Annotated in this window: 21 protein-coding genes; 12 read left to right on the forward strand and 9 right to left on the reverse strand. The window is 56.8% G+C overall.

The window, feature by feature from the left end; genetic code table 11:
• Positions 1 to 18: 18 nt before the first annotated feature.
• Complete coding sequence (locus ACQE3E_RS01365) at positions 19 to 729, forward strand: DUF3240 family protein (protein ID WP_427501167.1); 711 nt, start codon at positions 19 to 21, stop codon at positions 727 to 729.
• A gap of 76 nt (positions 730 to 805) precedes the next feature.
• On the opposite strand, the gene fdxA is transcribed toward ACQE3E_RS01365, so the two are convergent.
• The 5 genes from fdxA to ACQE3E_RS01390 form a co-directional block, all read right to left on the reverse strand.
• Complete coding sequence (gene fdxA, locus ACQE3E_RS01370; RefSeq protein ID WP_064025319.1) at positions 806 to 1,129, reverse strand: ferredoxin FdxA; 324 nt, start codon at positions 1,127 to 1,129, stop codon at positions 806 to 808.
• A gap of 142 nt (positions 1,130 to 1,271) precedes the next feature.
• Complete coding sequence (gene fusA, locus ACQE3E_RS01375) at positions 1,272 to 3,383, reverse strand: elongation factor G (protein ID WP_071160258.1); 2,112 nt, start codon at positions 3,381 to 3,383, stop codon at positions 1,272 to 1,274.
• Positions 3,384 to 3,588: 205 nt separating this feature from the next.
• Positions 3,589 to 4,542, reverse strand: a complete 954-nt coding sequence (locus tag ACQE3E_RS01380) for a ketopantoate reductase family protein (protein ID WP_427501168.1) — start codon at positions 4,540 to 4,542, stop codon at positions 3,589 to 3,591.
• Complete coding sequence (gene hda, locus ACQE3E_RS01385) at positions 4,539 to 5,231, reverse strand: DnaA regulatory inactivator Hda (RefSeq protein ID WP_427501169.1); 693 nt, start codon at positions 5,229 to 5,231, stop codon at positions 4,539 to 4,541. The genes ACQE3E_RS01380 and hda overlap by 4 nt, the downstream gene beginning before the upstream one ends.
• Positions 5,232 to 5,236: 5 nt before the next feature.
• Complete coding sequence (locus ACQE3E_RS01390; protein WP_427501170.1) at positions 5,237 to 5,587, reverse strand: DUF2069 domain-containing protein; 351 nt, start codon at positions 5,585 to 5,587, stop codon at positions 5,237 to 5,239.
• Between the two features lie 155 nt (positions 5,588 to 5,742).
• Here ACQE3E_RS01390 and rph point away from each other — a divergent pair, with 155 nt between their 5' ends.
• The 10 genes from rph to ACQE3E_RS01440 all read left to right on the forward strand — a co-directional run bounded on the left by rph (position 5,743) and on the right by ACQE3E_RS01440 (position 17,682).
• The gene (gene rph / locus ACQE3E_RS01395; RefSeq protein WP_064025309.1) at positions 5,743 to 6,480 is read left to right on the forward strand and encodes a ribonuclease PH; all 738 of its coding nucleotides are present in this window, start codon (positions 5,743 to 5,745) and stop codon (positions 6,478 to 6,480) included.
• A complete protein-coding gene (rdgB, locus tag ACQE3E_RS01400; protein WP_427501171.1) occupies positions 6,477 to 7,064 on the forward strand; it encodes an RdgB/HAM1 family non-canonical purine NTP pyrophosphatase in 588 nt (195 codons plus the stop codon). Before rph ends, rdgB begins: the two co-directional genes overlap by 4 nt.
• A complete protein-coding gene (locus ACQE3E_RS01405) occupies positions 7,061 to 8,122 on the forward strand; it encodes a phosphotransferase enzyme family protein (RefSeq protein ID WP_427501172.1) in 1,062 nt (353 codons plus the stop codon). The genes rdgB and ACQE3E_RS01405 overlap by 4 nt, the downstream gene beginning before the upstream one ends.
• Positions 8,123 to 8,178: 56 nt before the next feature.
• Entirely contained in the window at positions 8,179 to 8,712 is a 534-nt protein-coding gene (locus tag ACQE3E_RS01410) for a hypothetical protein (RefSeq protein WP_427501173.1), read from the forward strand.
• Positions 8,713 to 8,870: 158 nt separating this feature from the next.
• Positions 8,871 to 10,784, forward strand: a complete 1,914-nt coding sequence (locus ACQE3E_RS01415) for a diguanylate cyclase (protein ID WP_427501174.1) — start codon at positions 8,871 to 8,873, stop codon at positions 10,782 to 10,784.
• A gap of 228 nt (positions 10,785 to 11,012) precedes the next feature.
• Positions 11,013 to 11,939, forward strand: a complete 927-nt coding sequence (locus tag ACQE3E_RS01420) for a hypothetical protein (RefSeq protein ID WP_427501175.1) — start codon at positions 11,013 to 11,015, stop codon at positions 11,937 to 11,939.
• 44 nt (positions 11,940 to 11,983) lie between these two features.
• Entirely contained in the window at positions 11,984 to 13,054 is a 1,071-nt protein-coding gene (locus ACQE3E_RS01425; RefSeq protein WP_064025301.1) for an efflux RND transporter periplasmic adaptor subunit, read from the forward strand.
• Positions 13,051 to 16,167 (forward strand): efflux RND transporter permease subunit, encoded by a 3,117-nt coding sequence (locus tag ACQE3E_RS01430; RefSeq protein ID WP_071160274.1) that lies wholly within the window; start codon positions 13,051 to 13,053, stop codon positions 16,165 to 16,167. The genes ACQE3E_RS01425 and ACQE3E_RS01430 overlap by 4 nt, the downstream gene beginning before the upstream one ends.
• Positions 16,168 to 16,222: 55 nt before the next feature.
• The gene (locus ACQE3E_RS01435; RefSeq protein WP_313729281.1) at positions 16,223 to 16,657 is read left to right on the forward strand and encodes an HMA2 domain-containing protein; all 435 of its coding nucleotides are present in this window, start codon (positions 16,223 to 16,225) and stop codon (positions 16,655 to 16,657) included.
• A 215-nt stretch (positions 16,658 to 16,872) separates the two neighbouring features.
• Positions 16,873 to 17,682, forward strand: coding sequence for a sulfite exporter TauE/SafE family protein (locus ACQE3E_RS01440; RefSeq protein ID WP_064029022.1), 810 nt, complete (start codon positions 16,873 to 16,875; stop codon positions 17,680 to 17,682).
• A gap of 206 nt (positions 17,683 to 17,888) precedes the next feature.
• Here ACQE3E_RS01440 and typA read toward each other — a convergent pair whose 3' ends face one another.
• From typA to ACQE3E_RS01460, 4 genes are all read right to left on the reverse strand, one after another.
• Entirely contained in the window at positions 17,889 to 19,712 is a 1,824-nt protein-coding gene (typA, locus tag ACQE3E_RS01445) for a translational GTPase TypA (protein WP_064029024.1), read from the reverse strand.
• Between the two features lie 82 nt (positions 19,713 to 19,794).
• On the reverse strand, positions 19,795 to 20,187 hold the full coding sequence (locus ACQE3E_RS01450) for a rhodanese-like domain-containing protein (RefSeq protein ID WP_064029026.1): 393 nt from the start codon (positions 20,185 to 20,187) through the stop codon (positions 19,795 to 19,797).
• The gene (locus tag ACQE3E_RS01455) at positions 20,184 to 20,774 is read right to left on the reverse strand and encodes a class I SAM-dependent methyltransferase (RefSeq protein WP_313729280.1); all 591 of its coding nucleotides are present in this window, start codon (positions 20,772 to 20,774) and stop codon (positions 20,184 to 20,186) included. Before ACQE3E_RS01455 ends, ACQE3E_RS01450 begins: the two co-directional genes overlap by 4 nt.
• Positions 20,771 to 21,676 carry a LysR family transcriptional regulator gene (locus tag ACQE3E_RS01460; RefSeq protein ID WP_064029030.1) on the reverse strand — a complete coding sequence of 302 codons (906 nt, stop codon included), beginning with the start codon at positions 21,674 to 21,676 and terminating at the stop codon, positions 20,771 to 20,773. Before ACQE3E_RS01460 ends, ACQE3E_RS01455 begins: the two co-directional genes overlap by 4 nt.
• 174 nt (positions 21,677 to 21,850) lie before the next feature.
• Here ACQE3E_RS01460 and ACQE3E_RS01465 point away from each other — a divergent pair, with 174 nt between their 5' ends.
• Positions 21,851 to 22,009, forward strand: coding sequence for a hypothetical protein (locus ACQE3E_RS01465; protein ID WP_313729279.1), 159 nt, complete (start codon positions 21,851 to 21,853; stop codon positions 22,007 to 22,009).
• Positions 22,010 to 22,176 lie beyond the last annotated feature (167 nt).

Genomic DNA, 22,176 nt, shown 5'->3' on the forward strand with positions numbered 1-22,176 from the left:
CACTTTGCAAGCGAACCGATGAACATATTTCTGAGAAGAATTCCGGCCAACACCAGACACTCTGAAATTACCGAATTCATTAGTCCTGCCTTGAAAAGCGGCTTTTTCCTGAAGCCGGGCCGGATAGTGGACGTGCAGATTCTGGCACTGCAAGACAGTCGCTTTGGTTCCATGGAGTATCACGGCTTGGTGACGCTGGATTCGGAGTTGACCGTGCAGCGGGTCATCAAGGGTTTGAAAAACCGGCGCTTCAACGGCCGGATGGTGGTCGTTAGACCTTATTACCATCGCAGTTGGTATAACGATCCCCGGCAGCATCAGCGAGCCGATAACGAATTTGTCGAAAAACGCAAGGGAGACCGGCGGCGCGGCAAATTTCTGCAAGTCGTCAAAAATGCGTCGGATCGATTCAATAGCGAGGACGACTTTGTCAACACGCTACAGCATCAGCAGTTTTCGATTTCGTTTGTCGTGCCCGGCGATATGGAAGCGGCGGTGATGGAGTGTTTGGACGAGTTCGAAACCATGTGCTTGAACGGGGACGCGGCCAGTCACAAAATCGTCAAGCTGCCCAGCGAGCATGACGAAGCAGAGCCCAGAAATACCAGTTTTCAGATTTACTCGGAAAAAATTGTGATTTCCGCGCTTTTGGAGCGCTTAAAGGCGGAGTTCGCCGGCTCGGGTATCCATTATTGGATCATGCCGGTCGTCGAGAAAGGCGAGATTTGATGCTTTAAAGCGTTAGCCTACGTTGTTGGCGGGGAGCGCCAGCGATGTCGCGGCGCTCCCTGTATCCCGTAACGGATTATTTTTCCAGCAATTTAAATTTGTCCGGCTTGCCGTTCCATTCGTCGGCGTCCGGCATCGCGTCCTTGACTTCTGTGATCAACGGCCAGGTTTTGGCCAATTCGGCGTTCAACGCCGCGAAGTGCTCTTGGCCTTCCGGCAGCTCATCTTCGGCGTGAATCGCACCGGCCGGGCATTCCGGTTCGCACAGCGTGCAATCGATGCATTCGTCCGGATCGATAACCAGAAAATTGGGTCCTTCGTGAAAGCAGTCGACAGGGCATACGTCGACGCAATCGGTATATTTGCATTTGATGCAGTTTTCGGTAATTACAAATGCCATAGTGTTCTCCCAAAGTGGGGTGCGGGATTAAGCTGACGTACATCGCGCAAGCTTTATCGTTAAAGAGACGCCTGAAAGACAGGCGGCCAAATCGCAAAAAAGGCTGCTCGGAGACCTTGCGGTCTCGGGGCAGCCCCACTGTTTACTTGTCTTTGTTTTTGTTGCGTTCGTTGACTTCCTTGATCACTTCGTCGGCCACGTTTTTCGGGCAGGCGATGTAATGCGAGAATTCCATCGAGAATTGGCCGCGACCGGAGGTCATCGTCCGCAAGTCGCCGATGTAACCGAACATGTCGCTCAGCGGTACGTCCGCTTTGATGCGAACGCCGGTGACGCCTGGATCTTGGGATTTGATCATGCCGCGGCGGCGGTTCAAGTCGCCGATCACGTCGCCCACGTGTGCTTCCGGTGTGAACACGTCGACTTTCATGATCGGTTCCAGCAATTGCGGACCGGCTTTCGGAATCGATTGACGATACGCGGCGCGGGCGGCGATTTCGAACGCGATGGATGACGAGTCAACCGCGTGGAACGCACCGTCGGTCAGGTTGACTTTGAAGTCCAAGCAAGGGAAGCCCGCCAATACACCTTTCTCGATACTGGCTTTGAAACCTTTTTCGACGGCTGGCCAGTATTCGCGAGGTACGTTACCGCCGACAACCGAGGATTCGAATTGGAAGCCGCTGCCGGGTTCGCCGGGTTCGATGATGTAGTTGATTTTCGCGTATTGGCCTGAACCGCCGGATTGTTTTTTGTGGACGTATTCGTCTTCGATACGTTTGGTGATGGTTTCGCGGTAAGCCACCTGTGGTTTACCGACGTTCACTTCGACACCGTGGGTCCGTTTCAGGATGTCCACTTTAATATCCAAGTGCAGCTCGCCCATGCCTTTGATGATGGTTTCGCCGGATTCCTGGTCGGTTTCGACGCGGAATGACGGGTCTTCGGCGACCATTTTGCCGATCGCGATACCCATTTTTTCGTTGCTGCCCTTGTCTTTTGGCGAAATCGCAATCGAGATAACGGGGTCAGGGAATACCATCGGCTCCAATGTGGCCGGTTTGTCAGGATCGCACAAGGTGTGACCGGTTTGCACGCTTTTCAAACCGATCAGCGCGACGATGTCGCCGGCTTGCGCGGTTTCGATTTCGTTACGGTCGTCGGCGTGCATTTCCACCATCCGGCCGACCCGCTCGGTTTTGCCTGTGTAGGTGTTCAGGACCGTGTCGCCTTTTTTCAGCTTGCCGGAGTAAATACGTACGAAGTTCAGCGCACCGAAACGGTCGTCCATGATTTTGAACACCAGGCCGCGGAATGGGCGCTCGGGGTCGACGATCGCGTGTTCGCCGGTCGGAACGCCTTCGATGTCGGTTTCCGGTTGCGGATTGACTTCGGTCGGGTTCGGCAGGTATTCGACGACGCCGTCCAATACCAATTGCACGCCTTTGTTTTTGAACGAAGAGCCGCAAAAGGTTGGGAAGAAATCCATCGCGATGGTGCCCTTGCGGATACACTTTTTGATTTCTTCGATGGTCGGCTCTTCGCCTTCCAGATATTTTTCCATGATGTCGTCGTCTTGATCGGCGACTTGGTCGATCAGTTTGGCGCGCCATTCTTCGACTTGCTCGACCATATCGGCCGGCACGTCTTGGATTTCATATTTCAACGGGTCGCCGGAGTTATCCCAAATCCAGGCTTTGCGGGTCAATAAGTCGATCACGCCGACAAAGTTTTCTTCCTCGCCGATCGGCAGGGTCATAACCACTGGTTTGGCGCCTAGTACGTCCTCGACTTGTTTGACGACGCGGTAGAAGTTCGCGCCCAAACGGTCCAGTTTGTTGACATAGATAACGCGAGCGACTTTGGAGTCGTTCGCATAGCGCCAGTTGGTTTCCGATTGCGGTTCAACGCCGCCGGAGCCGCAGAATACGCCGATACCGCCGTCCAACACTTTCAGCGAACGATACACTTCGATCGTAAAGTCGACGTGGCCCGGGGTGTCGATGATGTTGAAGCGGTGCGGCGGAAATTGGTTGGTACTACCCGGCCACATACAGGTGGTCGCGGCCGATTGAATGGTGATGCCGCGTTCTTGCTCTTGCACCATGAAGTCTGTGGTCGCCGCACCGTCGTGTACTTCGCCGATTTTGTGGATTTTTCCGGTCAGCTTCAAAATCCGCTCGGTCGTGGTGGTTTTACCGGCATCGACGTGAGCGAAGATCCCGATGTTTCTATAAAGCGATAGATCAGTCATGGTTATACTCTAAAAATGGACATAAAAATTCTTTAACCCCAGCACCATTGCCACGGTTTTAGTGGGTCACATAGCTGCTGTTCTAGCGAAGTATGCGGCCGGACTCCACTTTCCAAGCAACTTGGAAGTCAGCGAGCGGCTTCTTCAAAGACAAGGTCAATGAAAATCTTCACATTCTAACCGAAAAATCGGTAAAAACGGAATGTCAATTGTGTAACGGGTGTTTTCCGCCCAGGCCCGTCGCCGACTGTTGTTCCCGTAAGCGCATCAACGCATATAAGGATTGCAGGCAAGGCACATCCAAACCCAAACGTTCGGCGGCGCGGACAGTATTGCCGAGTATCGCCTCGGTTTCCATACTCTGGCCGGTTTCGAAATCCAGCAACATACTGGTTTTGTAGGGCGGCATGCTTCGAGTCATCGCGATATTTCGCTCGATAATGTCGGCAGGCAGCGGATGGCCGGCGGCTTCGGCGATGGCTTGGACTTCCGTCATGATACGTCTGACCAGTGATTCCTGATTCTGCAGGATGGTCTGAGTCGCCAATCCGCCGGACAGTACCGACAGCGGGTTGAACGGCGCGTTCCAGACGCATTTTTGCCAACGGCCGCCGACGATGTCTTCGCAAGTTTCGGCCTCAATGCCGCTGGTCCGGTACAGGTCCGCCAAGCGGCGGGTTTTGTCCGAGACTCCGCTCGGCATATTGCCTAACAGCAGCCGGCCGTAGGCCAGATGTTGAATTTCGCCCGGTGCGATCCGGTTACAGCAAACGAAGGCCAGGCCGCTGATCAGTTCGTTATCGGGAAACGCGGCCTGCAACTCCGCTTCGATGTCGATGCCGTTTTGAATGAAGACGATCGCGGTATTTGGGCCAACCGCGTCGCGAATCAATTCGGCCCGGTCCAAATCGGGTTTGACCTTGGTACACAGCAGCAGGAAATCCGGCTCGCCGCCGTATTCGCCGGCGCGTTGCACCAGGCGCCGCGGAAAAAACCGCCAACTGCCCAGCTCCCGGCTGTCAATTCGGAAGCCGCGCCGCTTGACGGTCTCGAAATCCGAGCGGCAGGTCATCGTCACGTCGGCACCGGCCTTGGCCAGTAAGGCGCCGTAAAAGCCGCCGATCGCGCCGCTGCCCACCACCAATACTTTATTGCTCATAGCTCACCCGCCAAAATTTGTTTCAGGAACGGCACGGTCAGTTTGCGCTTCGCCGCTAGCGTCGCTTGGTCGATTTTGTCCAATAACAACCAAAGTGCCGGCAAATCGTGGACGTAGTGGCTCAGTAAAAACCGTCCGACCGATGCCGGAATGTCGAAACCCAGAAAATGCGCTTTGTGATTTAACGCCGCGATTAATTGATCGTCGCGCAAACTCTGGATTTTTAGCGTCAGTCCCCAACCCATTCGGGTTTTCAAATCCAGTAGCTCGTAAGGCAGGAACTTGGGTGGACAATCGGCCGCCAACACCAATTTGTGTCCGTTTTGGCGGTGGCGGTTGTAAAAATTGAATAAAGCTTGCTGCCAATCGGCGCGCCCGGCTAAAACCGGCAGGTCATCCAGACAAACCAGTGCCATGTCTTCCAGGCCTTCCAGTACGGCAGGCGGCGGCAGAGGCTCCGCGGTCAGGCACAGGTAAAATGGGTCCATGCCGATCGCCTTGGCGTGTTGGCAACATGCCTGCAGTAGATGGCTCTTGCCGCTGCCGGTATCGCCCCAGATATACAATTGCTGTTCCCCGTTCGGTGCCGCCAAGCTTTGCAGTTGTCCGACGATTTCGGCGTTCTGGCCGGCGTAATAGCTCGCGAAGGTCTGATGGCTCTGGAATTCGAACTGAAGCGGCACTTGCATCGCGGCTAGCCTCTGATTTTCTCGGCTTTATACACGTAAAGCCCCGCGCCGAAACACAGTAACAGGCTGAAGCCGACCTCGGTCAGTGCATAGGTCCGGCTAGCCGGATCGACATAGGCTTCGATAATGCCGTGCACGAAGTACGGCAAACTCAGGTAGCTCATCCAGGTGCAGCTTTTCAGGTCGCGGTTTAACAAGCCGCGCATCGGCAACAGCAATGGACCGGCGCTGACCAACAATACCAGTGCCGTCGGAATGTGCTTGGGCGGCGCCAGCAGCGTGGGCCAGGCCATCAATAACAAAAACAGGCCGAAAAATCCGGCCAGGCCGGCGTAGTAATAATGGATGCGTTGCATGAACGGGACAGGGCGTTGAGCGATTCGACAGGCGGCTATTATCACAGACTCGGCTCGGGAATGTTGGCCGGCTACCTTCGGCTGCCCGGGCGGCGCTAAGAAATCTTCGGTAGCAGCGCGTATAATCTCGCCATTTTACGACAAGGCAGATCCAGATGAGACCCAGCGGACGCACCCCCGAGCAACTGAGAGAAATACGCTTTACCTGCAATTACACCAAACACGCGGAAGGTTCGGTGTTGGTGGAGTTCGGGGATACTCGGGTCTTGTGTACCGCCAGCGTCGACACTAGCGTGCCGCGCTTTCTGAAGGGCAAGGGCGAGGGCTGGATCACCGCCGAATACGGTATGTTGCCGCGTTCCACGCACAGCCGGATGGAGCGCGAAGCCGGTCGCGGCAAGCAGGGCGGGCGTACCCTGGAAATTCAACGCCTGATCGGCCGGTCGCTGCGTGCCGCTATCGACCTGAAAGCCTTGGGCGAAAACACGATCACCATCGATTGCGATGTGTTGCAGGCCGACGGCGGCACGCGCACCGCCTCGATTACCGGCGGCTTCGTGGCCTTGTCCATCGCCATCGAACATATGCTGAAAACCCAACGAATCAAGAAAAATCCGCTGCACGGCCAAGTGGCCTCGGTTTCGGTCGGAATCTACGGCGGCGTGCCGGTACTGGATTTGGATTATGCCGAGGATAGTCAGGCCGAAACCGACATGAACGTTGTGATGAACGATGCCGGTGCTTTCATTGAAATTCAGGGCACCGCCGAGGGGCATGCGTTCCGCAAGGACGAACTGAATGCGATGCTGGAGCTGGCCGAACTCGGCATACGCGAGTTACTGGACAAGCAAGCAGCGGCATTGCAAGCCGCCAAGACGCCGGCCGCCGCATGAGTTCCATCGTGCTGGCCAGTGGTAATGCCGGCAAGATTCAGGAAATTCAGGCGATTTTGCAAAACGATTTGATTCTGCCGCAATCGCAATTTCAGGTCGTCGAGCCGGAGGAAACCGGTTCGACCTTCGTCGAAAATGCCATCATCAAGGCGCGCAATGCCGCGCGGCATTGCGGGTTGCCGGCCATCGCCGATGACTCCGGCTTGGTCGTCGATGCGCTGGGCGGCGCGCCCGGTGTGCTGTCGGCCCGCTACGCCGGCGCGGCTGCGTCGGATAGCGACAACAACGCCAAGTTGCTCGATGCTCTGTCGGCTGTGCCCGACCACCAGCGCACGGCCCGCTTTGTCTGCGTAATGGTGTTCATGCGTCATGCCGACGATCCGACCCCGATCGTCGCTCAGGGCGTTTGGGAAGGGCGTATCCTACGCGAACCGCTCGGCGGCAACGGCTTTGGCTACGATCCGTTGTTTTGGGTGGAGACCTTCGCAAGTTCTTCGGCGCAACTGGCGCCCGAGCAAAAAAATGCCGTCAGCCATCGCGGCCAGGCTCTGCAAGAGCTGCGCCGCCGACTCGGCGGCTTGTGAATAGCCTACGCGGCATCGCCGAGCATTTTGCCGGCGGGCAGTCGGTGTTGGCCGTCGAACCGCTCGGTAACGGTCTGATCAACGATACTTACGCGGCGGCAACCGCAACCGGGCGGTTCGTGCTGCAGCGCTTGAATTCCGAGGTGTTCGTTCGGCCCGATTGGGTGATGGCCAACTTGCGGTGCCTGACGGCTCACGCCGCACGGTGCGCCGAAACTAGCGGCTTGCAAGTACCGGGCTTGTTGACCGGCGCGAACGGCGCCGACGTTCTAATCGACGATCGGGGCCAATATTGGCGAGCGCTCGAATACCTCGGTCCGTCGGAAAGCCGAGAGGCGCTCAGCCGTCCGGCCGAAGCCACGGCCGTCGGCGAGGCGCTGGCCCGGTTTCACCGCTTGTGTGCCGATTTGCCGGGCGAAGCGCTGCACGATACCTTGCCGGGCTTTCACATTACGCCGACCTATTACCAGACGTATCTGCAACGCCTCGAGCAGCCGTTACGGGTGGCCGCCGATGCCGACTTTGGTGAATGCGTTGCTTATATCGAGCGCCACGCCGCCGCTATTCCGGTGCTGGAGCAAGCCAAACAGCGCGGCGAGCTGGTCGAGCGAGTGATCCACGGCGACCCTAAACTCAATAATTTTCTGTTCCGGCCCGGTAGCGAAAGCATTATCGGCCTGATCGACCTGGATACCGTCAAACCCGGCCTGCCGCACTACGACATCGGCGATTGTTTGCGATCTTGTTGTCATACGGACGGCGACCGTTTCGATCTGTCCACCGCGCGGCGCGTTCTCGGCGGTTATTTGACAGTCTGCGGCGATCTTATCGATGCCGCCGCCGACGAAAGCCTGTATGCGGCCATCTGGTTGATTCCGTTCGAGCTGGGTTTGCGATTTTTCAGCGATTATCTGGACGGCAGTCGCTATTTCAAGGTGAGCGATCCGTTGCACAACTTGCGGCGCGCCCTAGCGCAGTTTCGGCTGTGCGGCAGCATCGCCGAGCAGCGCGCGGCGTTGGAAAGCAGCATTTCGAAAGCGCGTCGCGGGATGGTTTGACAATCCGCAAGGCGCGGGAACACTGGTTTATGTCAACAATCCGCCAGGAGACGATTATGACAACTACCGTGGTTTCCGGACTGCCTTCCGCCCGTTCCGAATTCTCCGACGCCGTGCTTGTCGGCGCTATCGTCGATCGCGTTTGCGAAAAGATGCTCGACGATTATCGGATCAACCGATTTTTCAACAATCGCCCGGTTGCCGAACACGCCAAGGCACTAAAGGCCTATTTGAACGTGGCCTTATCCAGCGACTTAGACGCGTCCAAGCTGTTGGATGCTTATTTCGCGGTGGCTTTCGGACGCGACAGTTCCAAGCCCAGGACGTCGGCCGGTCATAATTTCGTGCCTTTGCCGGACGTCGTCCGCGCGGAGGAAGCACGCGCGAACAACTTGTTATGTCCGGCGCATCGGTGTTTGATGAAATTCCATCCGGACGACGCGCATTACGACGTAGCGATGGCGCATTTGGCTGCCGTCTTGGGCGAGCTTAAGGTTAGCGAAGCCGGCACCTACCGTCTGACCATGCTGGCGGAATCCGTCAGGGATGCCGTGTTGGGGCGGCGCGTTTATGACCGTAAAGTGGCCTAGGATTCGCTTGAGCGGCGGCCAAAGCCCTGTCCTGATTCGGTCCGGTTCCCGCCGGGCGATTTTTTTTCTTTGGCGTCACCGCGGGAGTAAGATACTCCGCCCCGGACCGCGCACAGCATTGGTCTCGGTCCGAAATCCACGACTCCTGGTGCTTTGCCATGGCCGTTGCCAATCTAAAATTTGCCGATCTTGTCGATGTCGCGAGTTTGCAGACATTGATGGACGGGTTATGCGAGCTGATTGGCATCGCCAACGCCGTCATCGATACCGACGGCATCGTTATCACCCACTCCGGTTGGCAAGACGCCTGCGCGCTCTATCATCGCGTCGATCCCCGCACTCGCGGCAATTGTTTGGACAGCGATACGGTATTGGCCGCCAGTTTGCTGAAGGGAGAGGCGTTTGCGATTTACGCTTGCCTGAACGGTTTGGTGGACTGCGCGATGCCGATTATCGTCGACGGTTATCATGTCGCGAATATTTTTACCGGCCAGTGTTTTACCGAGCCGCCCGACTCCGATTATTTCCGGGAGCGAGCACAGAATCTGAAATTCGATGAAGAAGCGTATTTGCGTGCCATCGCCAAGATTCCGGTGGTGCCTCGAGAGCGTTTGGAGAAAATCACCCGCATGTACGCCGATCTGGCGCAAATTCTCGGCGCATACGGACTGGATCGCTTGCGCCAGCGGCAGACCGCCGAGGAATTAGTGACGTTAAGTCAGCGGCTGGCTGAAAAAGTCGAGGAACGTACCCTGGAGTTGCACGAACGCAATAGTCAGTTGCAGCGCGAGAAGCAGGCATTGACGGATAGCGAGGCGCGCTTGCAGGCCTTATTCGAAAACATGAGCAGCGGTGTTGCCGTGTATTTGCCGATTGACGATCAAGCCAGCGATTTCGTGTTTCTGGCCTTTAACAAAGCGGCCGAGGCAATTGACAAGATTCAGCGTGACCAAGTGATAGGCCGCCCGTTGAGTCAGGTGTTTCCGGGCGCCGCCGAATTCGGTTTGGCGGCGGTATTGCGCCGGGTCGCCGCGACCGGTCGGGCCGAGGCGTTTCCATCCGCGCATTACCGGGACGGACGAGTCGACGGCTGGCGCGACAACTACGTTTACCAATTGCCCAGCGGCGAATTGGTGGCGATTTACGACGATGTGACCGAACTTCGCGAGCGCGAAACCGTGCGTCAGGAACTGGATGCCCGCTTCCGCTCCACCTTCGACGCCGCCGCCATCGGCATGGCGTTGGTTTTACCGGATGGCCGTTTCATGCAAGTCAACGCCGCGTTGTGCAAGATCGTCGGTTACAGCGAGGCGGAATTGCTGGGTCTGACTTTTCAAGACATCACCCATCCCGACGATTTACAAAGCGATTTGAGTCAAGTTCAAGCGCTGTTGGACGGTGACGGTACCGGCTATCAGATGGAAAAACGTTATTTTCATAAGGACGGCCGGCTGATTTGGATTTTGCTGAGCGTTTCGGCGGTTCGGGACGGCGAAGACCGGATTTTGTACTTCGTGTCGCAAGTACAGGACATCACCGATCGCCGACATTTGCTGGAACAATTGGAACGACAGGCTCATCTGGATTATCTGACCGGTATCGCCAATCGGCGGTACTTCATGGAGCAGGCCGAACTGGAACTGGCCAGGGTACAGCGTTACGGCAACCACTTGTCGGTGTTGATGCTGGATATCGATCGCTTCAAGGCCATTAACGATACTTACGGCCACGCGATCGGGGATAGGGTTTTGCAGAAAATGGGGCAAATCTTCATCGAGACGCTCCGCGAAATAGACATTCCCGGCCGCTTGGGCGGCGAGGAATTTGCGGTGTTGTTGCCTGAAACCGGTTTGCAAAAAGCGGTCGAAGTGGCCGACCGCTTGCGGGTCATCGTCGCCGCCAGCAAAATTGCGCTGGCGTCGGGGTTGCCGTTACGGTTCACCGTGTCCATCGGTATCGCTACGTTGCGCGAATCCAGCGTCAACATCGATACCTTGCTGAATCTGGCGGACCAAGCGCTATACCAAGCCAAGCAAACCGGGCGTAACAAGGTGTGCTGCCTCGAGGAATAACGGCAACGACAAACGAGAGTCGCGTCTCGCGCTAAACTTACCCTGTCCGACTTGACTTGCGTCGGTACCCTTGTCGCGGATTTCGCATGTACCGATGCCATGGATCGCGACTAGCGGAATCGTGCAGGCGATTTGATCGGCGACAATTCCGGCCAATTTTCCGGCGATGTGATCGGTGCTAGCATGTCGGCGCTTAGTCATCGTTGCCAACTCGAACCCAAGGATGTCATGAATTCGGAAATTTTCAGCAAGCTGCATATCGACGTCGCCCGCAACTCCACCGACGACTTCAACCTGTTTCACGACAGTAAGAAGTGGGGTCGGATCAGTCGGAATCCGTTCGCCGGCCCGATCGTGATGGGGTTTCAGTTGGAATCGCTGGTCGAGGGCAAAGTGGCGGATTTCCGCCGCGAGCTGGGTGAAGAGCGGTTGATTGCCGAGCACGGTCTGCATTTCAGCAATTACCAGTTTACTTTCGCCAACGCGGTCAAGCCGGGTCAACACGTGGCGGTCGAGATCAAACAGTCGCAATTCAAACTCGAACCCGAGCCGGTACTGAGCAACCGGATCGCGGTCAAGGCCGATGGCGGCCTGGCGTTGATGGGCTTTAAAAAGGAAACCACCCGGCCGTTGGTGACGGGCAAGCCGGATTTGCTCGGCATTGGCGAGATGCGGATCCAGCCGGATCGCTGCTTTCTGCCGAACGGCTATTTCCTGAAACGCAAGTTCATGATGAACAGCAATGCCAAGAATTTTCTGTGCGGCTCATTGCGGGATCAATCGGAATACATCGACGAAATTCAGGATGTCGTCGGTTTTCCGGAGTTGTTTCCTTGCGCGCTGTTGTCCAGTGCCTTATTGGAAAAAGCGTTGAAATGGCAGCACGACTTCGAGCGTAATCCGATGGTGTACACCTCTCACAAAATCAGCATCGACCGGCGGCTGTTGGCCGAATTACGCAGTAACGACGCTTTACATATTCTGATCAAACCGGCCGCCAATTGCGCCGAACACGATTTCGGCGATCTGCGCGCCACGCCGCTGGATTACGAATGTTACGGGCTATTTCGCGCGGACAACGCCTTGTTGTTCAGCGCCGAAATTTCGTTGGTGCCGCTGGAAACCATCTTGCAGGCCATGGCCGCTTCCGCTTGAAGCCGTATCCCGTCCAACGCCATTTCACCTCTCGAGGAAATTCAATGAAGTTTTTGTTTGCGATGTTGCCGCTGCTGATGTTGATCGGCTGCGAGCAACCGGTGCCGCCGCCGCCGCCGCCCAGGCCGGCATTGGTGACGACGGTGGGGGAACGCACTGCCGAAGCGCCGACCACGCTGGTCGGCGAGGTTCGTTCGCGATACGAAAGTGTGCAGGGTTTCAGGATCGCCGGCAAGATTATCGAACGCAACGTCGACGTCGGCGCCGTGGTCGTGGCCGGTCAGATGTTGGCGAAGTTGGATGCGGTCGATACCGGCTTGTCCACTCAGGCCGCCCAGGCCGAAGTGCGGGCCGCCGAAGCCGATCTGGCGCTGGCGCAGGCCGAATTGGACCGGCAGCGGCAATTGTACGCCCGCAAGTTTATCTCCAATCAGGCCTTGGATATTCAGGAAGCCCAGTACAAGGCCGCCGCCGCCCGCGCCAAGCAGGCACGCGCTCAGGCCGCCGTGACCGGCAATCAGTCGCGCTATACCCATCTATTGGCCGAACGCGACGGCGTGGTGACCGAGATCCGCGCCGAGCCGGGGCAGGTTGTCGCGGCTGGCGAACCCATCGTTCGGATCGCGGTGGCCGAAGCCAAGGAGGTAGCGATCGCGGTACCCGAGTCGCGGATGGCTGGAATTGCGGTCGATACGCCGGCTGAAGTCCGCTTATGGGCGTATCCGGGGGTGACGTATCAGGGCCGGGTCAGGGAGGTGGCGCCGGCCGCCGATAGCGCCACCCGCACCTTCCAGGTGCGGGTGGCGCTTCAGAATCCCGATGCGGCGGTACGCTTGGGCATGACGGCCGGGGTGCGTTTTTATCGGCAAGATACCGCCGCCTATTTGCTGCCGACGCCGGCGTTGACCGAGCGGGACGGACGGACGGTGGTTTGGGTCGTCAATCCAGCCAATGGCGAAGTGCGGCCCAGACCGGTGCGGGCCGGCGATTACCGTGAGGATGGCGTGCTGATCCTAGAGGGTTTGCAAAGTGGGGAGCAAGTCGTCGCGGCGGGTGTTCAGACCTTGGTGCCGGGCCAGATCGTCAGAGCGGTGCCGTCGCGGAGTCGGCCATGAAGGGATTCAACCTGTCCGAGTGGGCCTTGCGCCACCCGGCGCTGGTACTGTACGCGATGCTGGTAATGACGTTGGTCGGGATGGCGTCTTATACCAAGCTGGGGCAATCCGAGGACCCGCCGTTTACGTTCAAGATCATGGTGATAAGAACCGGTTGGCCTGGAGCTAGCGCGGAAGAGGTCGAGCGGCAGGTCACCGATAAACTCGAGAAAAAACTCCAGGAAGTGCCGTGGCTGGATACCTTGCGCAGCTACTCGCGAGCCGGCGAATCATTGATATTTCTGTCGGCCCTCGATTCGACGCCGCCCAGCGAAGTCCCCAATATTTTTTATCAGGCGCGGAAAAAGGTCGGCGATATTCGCTATACCCTGCCCGACGGCGTCGAAGGGCCAACCTTTAACGACGAATTCGGCGATGTCTACGGCAATTTATACGCGTTGACAGGGCCGGGTTACGACTACGCCGAATTGAAACGGCACGCCGAAACGGTACGCGCCGAATTGTTGCGGGTGCCGGACGTCGTCAAGGTGGATTTTTTCGGCGAGCAAAAACAGCGTATCTACGTCGATTTGTCGAATGCCAAGTTGGCGACGATGGGTATCGATGTGGTCAGCATGCTGCAGACCCTACAGGCCCAAAATCTGGTCACCGGCAGCGGCAGTTTCGACTCGCCCGACGAGCACGTCCGGATCGCCGTATCCGGTCGCTACGACCAGGTGGAGGCCTTGCGGGATGTGAGACTCCGGGTTAACAATCAGGAATTTCGCCTCGGCGATGTCGCGACAGTCGGCAGGGGCTACGAAGATCCGCCCAAGGACAAGGTGCGTTTTAACGGTCAAGAATCCTTATTGCTCGGTGTCGCCATGCGTGACGGCGGCGACATCATTCGGCTGGGCAAGGCTCTGGACGCCGCGGTCACCCAAATTCAAAGCCAGTTGCCGGTCGGTCTGGAACTGCATCCGGTTTCGTCTCAACCTAAAGCCGTGCAGCGATCGGTCAACGAATTCGTCAAATCGCTGGCGGAAGCGGTCGTGATCGTGTTGGCGGTTAGCTTGATGTCGCTGGGATTACGTACCGGCATCGTCGTGGCCATTAGCATACCGGTGGTATTGGCGATCACCTTTTGGCTCATGCATTTGTTCGGCGTCGGTTTGCATAAGATTTCGTTGGGCGCGTTGATTTTGGCGCTCGGCTTGCTAGTGGACGATGCCATCATCGCGGTCGAAATGATGGCTTCGAAAATGGAGCAGGGCTGGGAGCGTACCAGGGCGGCGGCCTTTGCCTATACCTCGACCGCGATGCCGATGCTCAGCGGTACCTTGGTCACCGCCGCCGGTTTTTTGCCGATCGCCACCGCCGAATCTTCGACCGGCGAATACACCCGCTCGATTTTCCAGGTGGTGGTGATTGCGTTGTTGGTGTCTTGGGTCGCTGCGGTGGTGTTTGTGCCTTATTTGGGATTTCGGCTACTGCCGAATTACCGAGATCGCCACGCCCGACCGTCGGTGTTTGCCCGCTGGTTGGCGCGCGCGGGAATCGGCAGCGAGGCGACCGGTCACGACGATTTGTACCAGACGCCTTTTTATCGCCGGTTTCGCGGGTTGGTGGCCGGCTGCGTCTCGCATCGTTGGTTGGTGATTACGATTACGTTGGCAATGTTCGTCGGGGCGATCGTCGGTTTTAAATTCGTGCAACAACAATTTTTTCCGGATTCGACCCGGCCCGAACTCGTCGTGGATCTACGTTTGGCCGAAGGCGTATCTTACGCGGCGACCGAAGCCGAGGTGAAAAAACTGGAAGATTGGTTGAGCCGGCAATCCGGCATCGAAAACTACGTGGCCTATGTGGGCAACGGCAGTCCGCGCTTTTATCTGCCGTTGGATCAACAGTTACCGCAGCGCAATTTTGCCCAATTCGTGGTTTTGACTCAGGGACCCGCGGAACGCGAGGCGCTGCGGCTTCGCTTGATTCAATTGTTCGAACAGGATTTCCCCAATTTGCGGGGCAGCGTTCTGCGTTTGGAAAACGGCCCGCCGGTCGGTTTTCCGGTGCAGTTTCGGGTATCCGGACCGGATTTGAGCGAATTGCGCCGTCTGGCTCGACAGGTGGCCGATACGATGCGCGCCACCCCTTATTTGTCCAATGTGCAATTGGACTGGGAGGAACCGGTCAAAGTCGTCAGGGTCGATGTCGATCAATCCAAGGCTCGTCTGCTCGGCATTGGCTCCAACGACATTGCCAATCTGATCAACGGCGCTTTGCAGGGATTGTACGTCACCGAGTTTCGCGAGGACATCGAGCGCATCGATTTGCTGATTCGCGGCACCAAGGTTGAGCGCCAGCATTTATCGCTATTGCAACATCTGATGTTGCCTACCAGGAGCGGGCATAGCGTGCCGCTGTCGCAAATCGCGATTCTGGAATACGGCTTTGAGGAGGGCGTGATCTGGCGCCGGAATCGGATTCCGACCGTGACGGTGCGGGCGAATCTGTACGGCGACATCCAGGCGCCGATGGTTTCGGCCCGGATCGAGGCCGATCTGGCCGAATTCAAACGTAAGCTGCCGGTCGGGTATCGCTTGGAAACCGGCGGCGCGGTCGAGGAGTCGGCGAAAGGCGGCGAGTCGGTGGCTGCCGGTATGCCGCTGTTCGTCATCAGCGTCTTGACGGTGTTGATGATTCAGTTGCAAAGTTTTTCCCGAGTCGCGTTGGTCGTATTGACCGCGCCGCTTGGCATGATAGGCGTGACACTGTTCTTGTTGCTGTTTCATCAGCCGTTCGGCTTTGTGGCGATGTTGGGCACGATCGCGTTGTCGGGCATGATCATGCGTAATTCGGTAATCCTGGTCGATCAAATCGATCAGGATAAAGCGGCCGGCCGTGCCGATTTCGATGCCATCGTCGATTCCACGGTGCGGCGTTTTCGCCCTATCGTGTTGACGGCGGCGGCGGCGATATTGGCGATGATTCCGCTGACGCGCAGCGCGTTTTTCGGCCCCATGGCGGTCGCCATCATGGGCGGGCTCACTGTGGCCACGTTGCTGACCCTATTGTTTTTGCCAGCCCTATATGCCGCCTGGTTTCGAGTCGAAATGCCGGAAGCGAGCGATTAGTCGTCGCATCTCCGTGTGCGGCGATCCTTTCAATTTTCAATGATAAACCGATTGCATGAGCAGAATTGTATCTTCGTTGCCTGGACGAATCAGAATACGCGACAAAGGCTTGCGGGACCCGGCTCGACAAACTCAACTTAGCCGGGAGTTGGCAAACATCACGGCGATTACCCAATGGCAAGCCAATCCACGCACCGGCAGTGTCGTCGTGAGTTTCGATCCCGGCGATATAGACATGGCGGTGCTGGAAACTCATCTCGATGCCGCCGTCGACAAGGTGTTGGGCGACACGTTAACGCCGCCGCTGTTGACCAAGAAGCGCATTAACCGTTACAACAAAATCGCCATGTTGGGGAGTCTGGCGGCCTCGCTGGCACTTACTACGGTGCGCCGAAAACGCTGGCGGCACTGGCATGCGGCGACGGGCTACCTGTTCGTCGCCAATTTAGGCGTGCATTTATATCTTTACCGGAAATCGCTATTTCGCTAAGTACCGCGCTCGCGGTTGTAAAAGGTGGAGCGTGCGACCTTGGAGTCCGCCGGCGACTTGGCTGGATTGCCAAAGTGATGGTGGCAATCGAGGCTGCGGGTTTTTGTATCTGAAAAAGGCATAATAGTATTCATTTTTATCATTAAAATGCCGACCGGTAACACTGGCATAATGTCCGCGCTTATCTGAATTAACGAAATAGAAGGCCGGAAATTATGAATTTAATGTATACGCTGTCGGGTTTTGTAGTCGGTTTGCTGGTGGGCGTGACCGGCGTCGGCGGCGGCTCTTTGATGACGCCGTTGTTGGTGTTCCTTTTCGGTTTCAAACCAGCCGTCGCGGTCGGTACCGATCTGTTATACGCGGCGATTACCAAAACCGCCGGCGTTTTTGTTCATCACGGTAAGCACAAGTCCGTGGATTGGCGCATCGTCGGTTGGCTCGCGCTGGGTAGCTTGCCGTTCGCGGGTATGACGCTTTACGTGCTGAAAAATCTGATGGCGGTCGGTAAGGAAACCACCGGTATGATTACTTTCACGTTGGGCGTGGCTTTGTTGCTGACGGCCTGCGCGTTGCTGGTTCGTAGCTGGATGCTACGTCATTCGGCGAAAGAAGAAATCGACGACGAGCATAGCAATCAGGATAACAGTGGCCGGTTTTCGCCGAGTTGGGAGCGATTTGCAACGGTGTTGACCGGCGCGATATTGGGCGTGTTGGTGACCCTGTCGTCGGTGGGAGCCGGTGCGCTGGGTACCGTCGCGCTGCTATTTCTATATCCGAGAATGACGACGCTGAAAATTGTCGGCACCGATCTGGCCCATGCGATTCCATTGACCGCAGTGGCCGGGCTTGGGCACTTGAGTCTCGGAAACTTCGATTTGCAATTGCTGTTGAGCTTGTTGGCGGGTTCTCTGCCGGGTATCTGGCTGGGTAGCCACTTGAGCGCGAAGATTCCGGAGCAATTTCTCCGTCCGGCCCTGGCAACCTTGTTGCTCGTGATCGGTTTGAAGTTTGTGCTGCAATAAACCGAGGTTCAACGCGTGCGGCAATACCGGTTGGCGCGTGCCGATTTTTGTCGATGATGCTGTTTGGCTGGATTGACTGAGTGCGGCAAGACGGCGTGGCGGGTCGTGGATTCGCCGGTCCGGCAATAGCGGGGTTCCGGACCACTCGATCAGATCGCCGGCCTCGAAGCGAGAAACCGGCGATTTTCAGGTTTGCGCGTGCTGGTTTATTCAGCTGAACGCGAGGCGCGTTTGCGGTCGTTCTCGGATAGCAGCTTTTTACGCAGGCGTATCGATTGCGGCGTGACTTCGACCAGTTCGTCCTCGTCGATGAATTCCAAGGCCTGTTCCAGCGTCATTTTTTGGATGCGGGTCAGGATCAGGTTTTCGTCGGTGCCGGCCGCGCGGATGTTGGTGAGCTGTTTGGCCTTGGTCGGGTTCACAACCAAATCGTTGGCGCGCGAATGAATGCCAACCAGCATGCCTTCGTAGACTTCGTCGGCATGCACGATGAACAATTCGCCGCGTTCTTGAAGGGCGAACAGCGCGTAGGCCAAAGCCTTGCCTTGAACCATCGAGACCAATACGCCGCGCTTGCGCACACCGAAGGTGCCGGGTTTGACCGGGCCGTAATGGTCGAAGACATGGTAGAACAAGCCGGAGCCGGAGGTGGCGGTCATGAACTCGGTCTGGAAACCGATCAGGCCGCGCGACGGTACCATATATTCCAGGCGGATACGGCCCTTGCCGTCCGGGACCATGTTCAGCAAATCGCCCTTGCGCTCGCCGAGTTTTTCCATGATCGCGCCCTGATGTTCGTCTTCCACTTCGATGGTGACCATTTCGAACGGTTCGGTGGTGACGCCGTCTTCTTCCTTGAAAATCACTTCAGGACGCGACACGCCTAATTCGAAGCCTTCGCGACGCATGTTTTCGATCAAAATCGACAAATGCAATTCGCCTCGGCCGGACACTTTAAATTTGTCCGGATCGCTGGTGTCCTCGACGCGCAATGCGACGTTGTGCTGCAATTCCTTGTGCAACCGATCGCGTATTTGCCGCGACGTGACGAACTTGCCTTCCTTGCCGGCGAACGGCGAGTTGTTGACCTGGAACGTCATGCTGACGGTCGGTTCGTCGACTTTCAGCGGCGGCAAGGCTTCGACCGCGTCCTGCTGACATAACGTGTCTGAAATTTCCAGTTTGTCGATACCGGTGAACGCGATGATGTCGCCGGCTTGCGCTTGCGGCACTTCGATACGTTCCAGCCCCTTGAAACCGAAGATTTGCAGCATTCGGCCGTTGCGGGTGGCGCCTTCTCGGTTGATCAAGGTCAGCGGTTGGTTGGTTTTGACGCTGCCGCGCTGGATGCGGCCGATGCCGATCACGCCGACATAGCTGTTGTAGTCCAGGCTGATGACTTGCATTTGGAACGGGCCGTCGATATTGACCGGCGGCGGACTCACCTTGTCGACGATGGTTTGGAACAGCGGGGTCATGTCGCCGCCCTCGACGGTGCTTTCCAGTTCCAGACCCGCGTAACCTTTCAGCGCCGAGGCATAGACGATCGGGAAATCCAATTGTTCGTCGGTGGCGCCGAGCCGGTCGAACAAATCGAAAGTTTGGTCGATGACCCAGTCCGGGCGGGCGCCGGGGCGGTCGACTTTGTTGATGACGACGATGGGTTTCAAGCCCAGGGCGAAGGCTTTCTGAGTCACGAAGCGGGTTTGCGGCATAGGGCCGTCCACGGCGTCGACCAGCAACAATACGCAATCGACCATGGACAGCACCCGCTCCACTTCGCCGCCGAAATCGGCGTGGCCCGGTGTGTCGACGATGTTGATGTGATAGCCGTTCCAGTCGATCGCGGTATTCTTCGCCAGAATGGTGATTCCGCGTTCTTTTTCCAGCGCGTTGGAGTCCATCACGCGTTCGTCGACTTTTTCGTGGGCGTCGAAGGTGCCGGATTGTTGCAGCAATTGATCGACGAGGGTGGTTTTGCCATGGTCAACGTGAGCGATGATGGCGATGTTTCTAAGTTTTTCTATCACAGGATTGTCGGATTTTTAGAGAATAGGGAAATCGATGTAGGTAGAGGCGCTTGCCTCGATACTGAAAAATACTTGCGACGGCTTAGCTTTGTTCCCAGGGCAGGCCGTGGAAACGCCAGCCGCCGAGTTTTCCGCGGTGTTTTTGCTCGTCCAGCGGGCCTTCGAAGCCTTCCAGGATGTTGACCAAATGCCGGTAGCCGGCCGCTTCCAGAGCTTTGGCGGCTTCGACCGAGCGGACGCCACTGCGGCATAACAACAAAATCGGCGCCGATGGGTCCGGGGCGTGTTGTTGCACCTGCTCCACGAAGGTCGGGTTGAGTTGCATGCCGGGGAATTCCTTCCAGGCGATGTGTATCGCTTTAGGCGGATGGCCGACGAAACCGTGTTCGATCGCGGTTCTAACGTCGATCAGTACTGCGGATGGGTTGTTCTGCAGTAAGGCCCAGGCTTGTTTGGGGTCGAGATTGTCTATCATGGTGTCGAGTCAAGGTTGGTATTCTGTCCGATGAAGGCCGCTTCGTTGCGTGGTCCGCGCCGCAAGTCGCCGGTGCGGGCGTATTCCCGGTAATATACCGGCGTCAGCGGGGCAAACAGTTGTAACAATTCGTTGCGGTTCAGCAGGAAAGCGGGGTTGCTGGGGCCGATCGGTTCCGGTTTGTCGCGGATAAAGGTTTGATAAAACAACAAGCCTTCGGGCTTCAAGGCCGTCATTATCGCATTACACAGGGTGCGGTCAAGAAAACGACTGATGACAATTACATCGAATAGCTGATTGCGCAAGCTGTCGGCTTCGATACGGTGTTGCCGGCAGGTGATGTCGAGCGATCTTAGCTTGGCGTGGGAGGCCAGTATTTCCAGTGCGCGCGCGGAGATGTCCCAGGCTTGGACGCGCAGGCCTTGCTCGGCTAAATACAAAGCATTTCCGCCTAATCCGCAAGCCAGATCCAGCGCAGAGCCCTCGGCCGGTAACAGGAAGGGGTGTTCAGCCAGCACTTCGGTCGGCGGTCCTGGTTGGTGGGCGGCTTGATAGATCGCGTCCCATTTTGCTTGCAGGTCGTTCACGGCGGATCCATGCCGATGCGATGCGGCAGCCAAGCTTGGATAAAGTCCAGAAAAGATCGTACCTTGGCCGACAAATATTTGCGGTGCGGATAAACCGCGTAAATTTCCAGCGGGGTGATGCCGTATTGTTCCATCACCACTTGCAAGCGACCTTGTTCGATGTCGCGGCCGACGATGTAGCGCGGCAGCATGATCAGGCCAAGGCCGTTGACGGCGGCATTGCGGATCGGGTCGGCCATATTGGCCTGCATCCGGCCGGTCACGGTCACTGTCCGTTCGCCGAGAATGCCTTTGAAACGCCATTTGTTACGTGGCGGAATCGCCCAGTTGATCAAGCAGCTATGATCCTCCAGGTCTTCCGGATCTTGAGGAGTGCCGTGCAGCTTCAGATATTCCGGCGAAGCGCAAACCACCAGCGACGAGGTGGCGATTTTGCGGGCGACCAAGCTGGTGTCGTTAAGTTGGCCCAGGTAAATCGCCAAATCGACGCCTTCGTCGATCAGGTCTACCTGGCCGCCTTTTAGCACCATATCGACCGACAGGTCCGGATAGTTTTTCAGATACTCGGTCAGTCCGGGCGAAATGTGGCTGGCGCCAATGACCGGCGGCGCCAGGATTTTCAACATGCCGCGCGGTTCGGTTTGCAAATGGGTGACCGCCGACTCCATCTCGGCGACGTCCAACAGCACCTGCTGACAGCGTTCCAAATAGGCTTCGCCGGCCTCGGTTAGACTTAGGCTGCGGGTGGTGCGGTTGAACAAGCGGGTGTTCAATTCGCTTTCGAGCTGCATGATGTGTTTGGTGGCCATCGCCCTGGAAATGTCCAAGTCCTTGGCGGCACCGGCAAAGCTACCGGCTTTGGCGACGCGTACAAACACATTCATGCTGGTCAGTTTATCCATCGAAACCTCCTTGGTCGTCTGGGGGGGATAGGCGTGCTAATACGCTAATTGTTTCTCTAATGGATACAATTTATTTAATAAATTCCGAATTGTAAACTTTTTTTTGTACTGTATAGTATGCGGCAACTGAAAAGCAAACAGATGGAATCTTGTCAAGGGCAAGGTTGAGAGGAGATGAAAGCGATGCAAGGCATGAAAAAAGATATTCTGATCGGTACTTTGTTTTTTGCCGGGATTTGGAACTTTATGTCCGGTTTGTTTTTGGTCTCGACGGTTCTGTTTGCGGCGACGTCGATGTTTAGCAATATGTCCAAAGCTCAGTCCAACGGCTGATCCCGAATTTGTAACTACCTCCTGGTGTTGTAATAACGAGCGGTAACCTCCTTCTTAAGTACTCCGCTTGGTTTTTTGCCTTCCACCGCGCAAGCGCTGGGAGGTTTTTTTTGCCCGTCGGTTTTTGCGGCGGTCGTGTTATGATTTTGACTTTATTAACCATTGTC

The organism is Methylomonas sp. MED-D, assembly GCF_050276835.1.
Classification (GTDB): Bacteria; Pseudomonadota; Gammaproteobacteria; order Methylococcales; family Methylomonadaceae; genus Methylomonas; species Methylomonas koyamae_A.

What these genes read in the sequence shown, in the direction of transcription:
- ACQE3E_RS01415 (WP_427501174.1), top strand. Translation starts at nt 8,871, where the DNA reads ATGGCCGTTGCCAATCTAAAATTTGCCGATCTTGTCGATGTCGCGAGT.
- ACQE3E_RS01450 (WP_064029026.1), bottom strand. Translation starts at nt 20,187, where the DNA reads ATGATAGACAATCTCGACCCCAAACAAGCCTGGGCCTTACTGCAGAAC.
- rdgB (WP_427501171.1), top strand. Translation starts at nt 6,477, where the DNA reads ATGAGTTCCATCGTGCTGGCCAGTGGTAATGCCGGCAAGATTCAGGAA.
- ACQE3E_RS01430 (WP_071160274.1), top strand. Translation starts at nt 13,051, where the DNA reads ATGAAGGGATTCAACCTGTCCGAGTGGGCCTTGCGCCACCCGGCGCTG.
- ACQE3E_RS01365 (WP_427501167.1), top strand. Translation starts at nt 19, where the DNA reads ATGAACATATTTCTGAGAAGAATTCCGGCCAACACCAGACACTCTGAA.
- ACQE3E_RS01410 (WP_427501173.1), top strand. Translation starts at nt 8,179, where the DNA reads ATGACAACTACCGTGGTTTCCGGACTGCCTTCCGCCCGTTCCGAATTC.
- ACQE3E_RS01465 (WP_313729279.1), top strand. Translation starts at nt 21,851, where the DNA reads ATGAAAGCGATGCAAGGCATGAAAAAAGATATTCTGATCGGTACTTTG.
- hda (WP_427501169.1), bottom strand. Translation starts at nt 5,231, where the DNA reads ATGCAAGTGCCGCTTCAGTTCGAATTCCAGAGCCATCAGACCTTCGCG.
- ACQE3E_RS01380 (WP_427501168.1), bottom strand. Translation starts at nt 4,542, where the DNA reads ATGAGCAATAAAGTATTGGTGGTGGGCAGCGGCGCGATCGGCGGCTTT.
- ACQE3E_RS01420 (WP_427501175.1), top strand. Translation starts at nt 11,013, where the DNA reads ATGAATTCGGAAATTTTCAGCAAGCTGCATATCGACGTCGCCCGCAAC.
- rph (WP_064025309.1), top strand. Translation starts at nt 5,743, where the DNA reads ATGAGACCCAGCGGACGCACCCCCGAGCAACTGAGAGAAATACGCTTT.
- ACQE3E_RS01435 (WP_313729281.1), top strand. Translation starts at nt 16,223, where the DNA reads ATGAGCAGAATTGTATCTTCGTTGCCTGGACGAATCAGAATACGCGAC.
- fusA (WP_071160258.1), bottom strand. Translation starts at nt 3,383, where the DNA reads ATGACTGATCTATCGCTTTATAGAAACATCGGGATCTTCGCTCACGTC.
- ACQE3E_RS01440 (WP_064029022.1), top strand. Translation starts at nt 16,873, where the DNA reads ATGAATTTAATGTATACGCTGTCGGGTTTTGTAGTCGGTTTGCTGGTG.
- ACQE3E_RS01460 (WP_064029030.1), bottom strand. Translation starts at nt 21,676, where the DNA reads ATGGATAAACTGACCAGCATGAATGTGTTTGTACGCGTCGCCAAAGCC.
- ACQE3E_RS01390 (WP_427501170.1), bottom strand. Translation starts at nt 5,587, where the DNA reads ATGCAACGCATCCATTATTACTACGCCGGCCTGGCCGGATTTTTCGGC.
- ACQE3E_RS01425 (WP_064025301.1), top strand. Translation starts at nt 11,984, where the DNA reads ATGAAGTTTTTGTTTGCGATGTTGCCGCTGCTGATGTTGATCGGCTGC.
- fdxA (WP_064025319.1), bottom strand. Translation starts at nt 1,129, where the DNA reads ATGGCATTTGTAATTACCGAAAACTGCATCAAATGCAAATATACCGAT.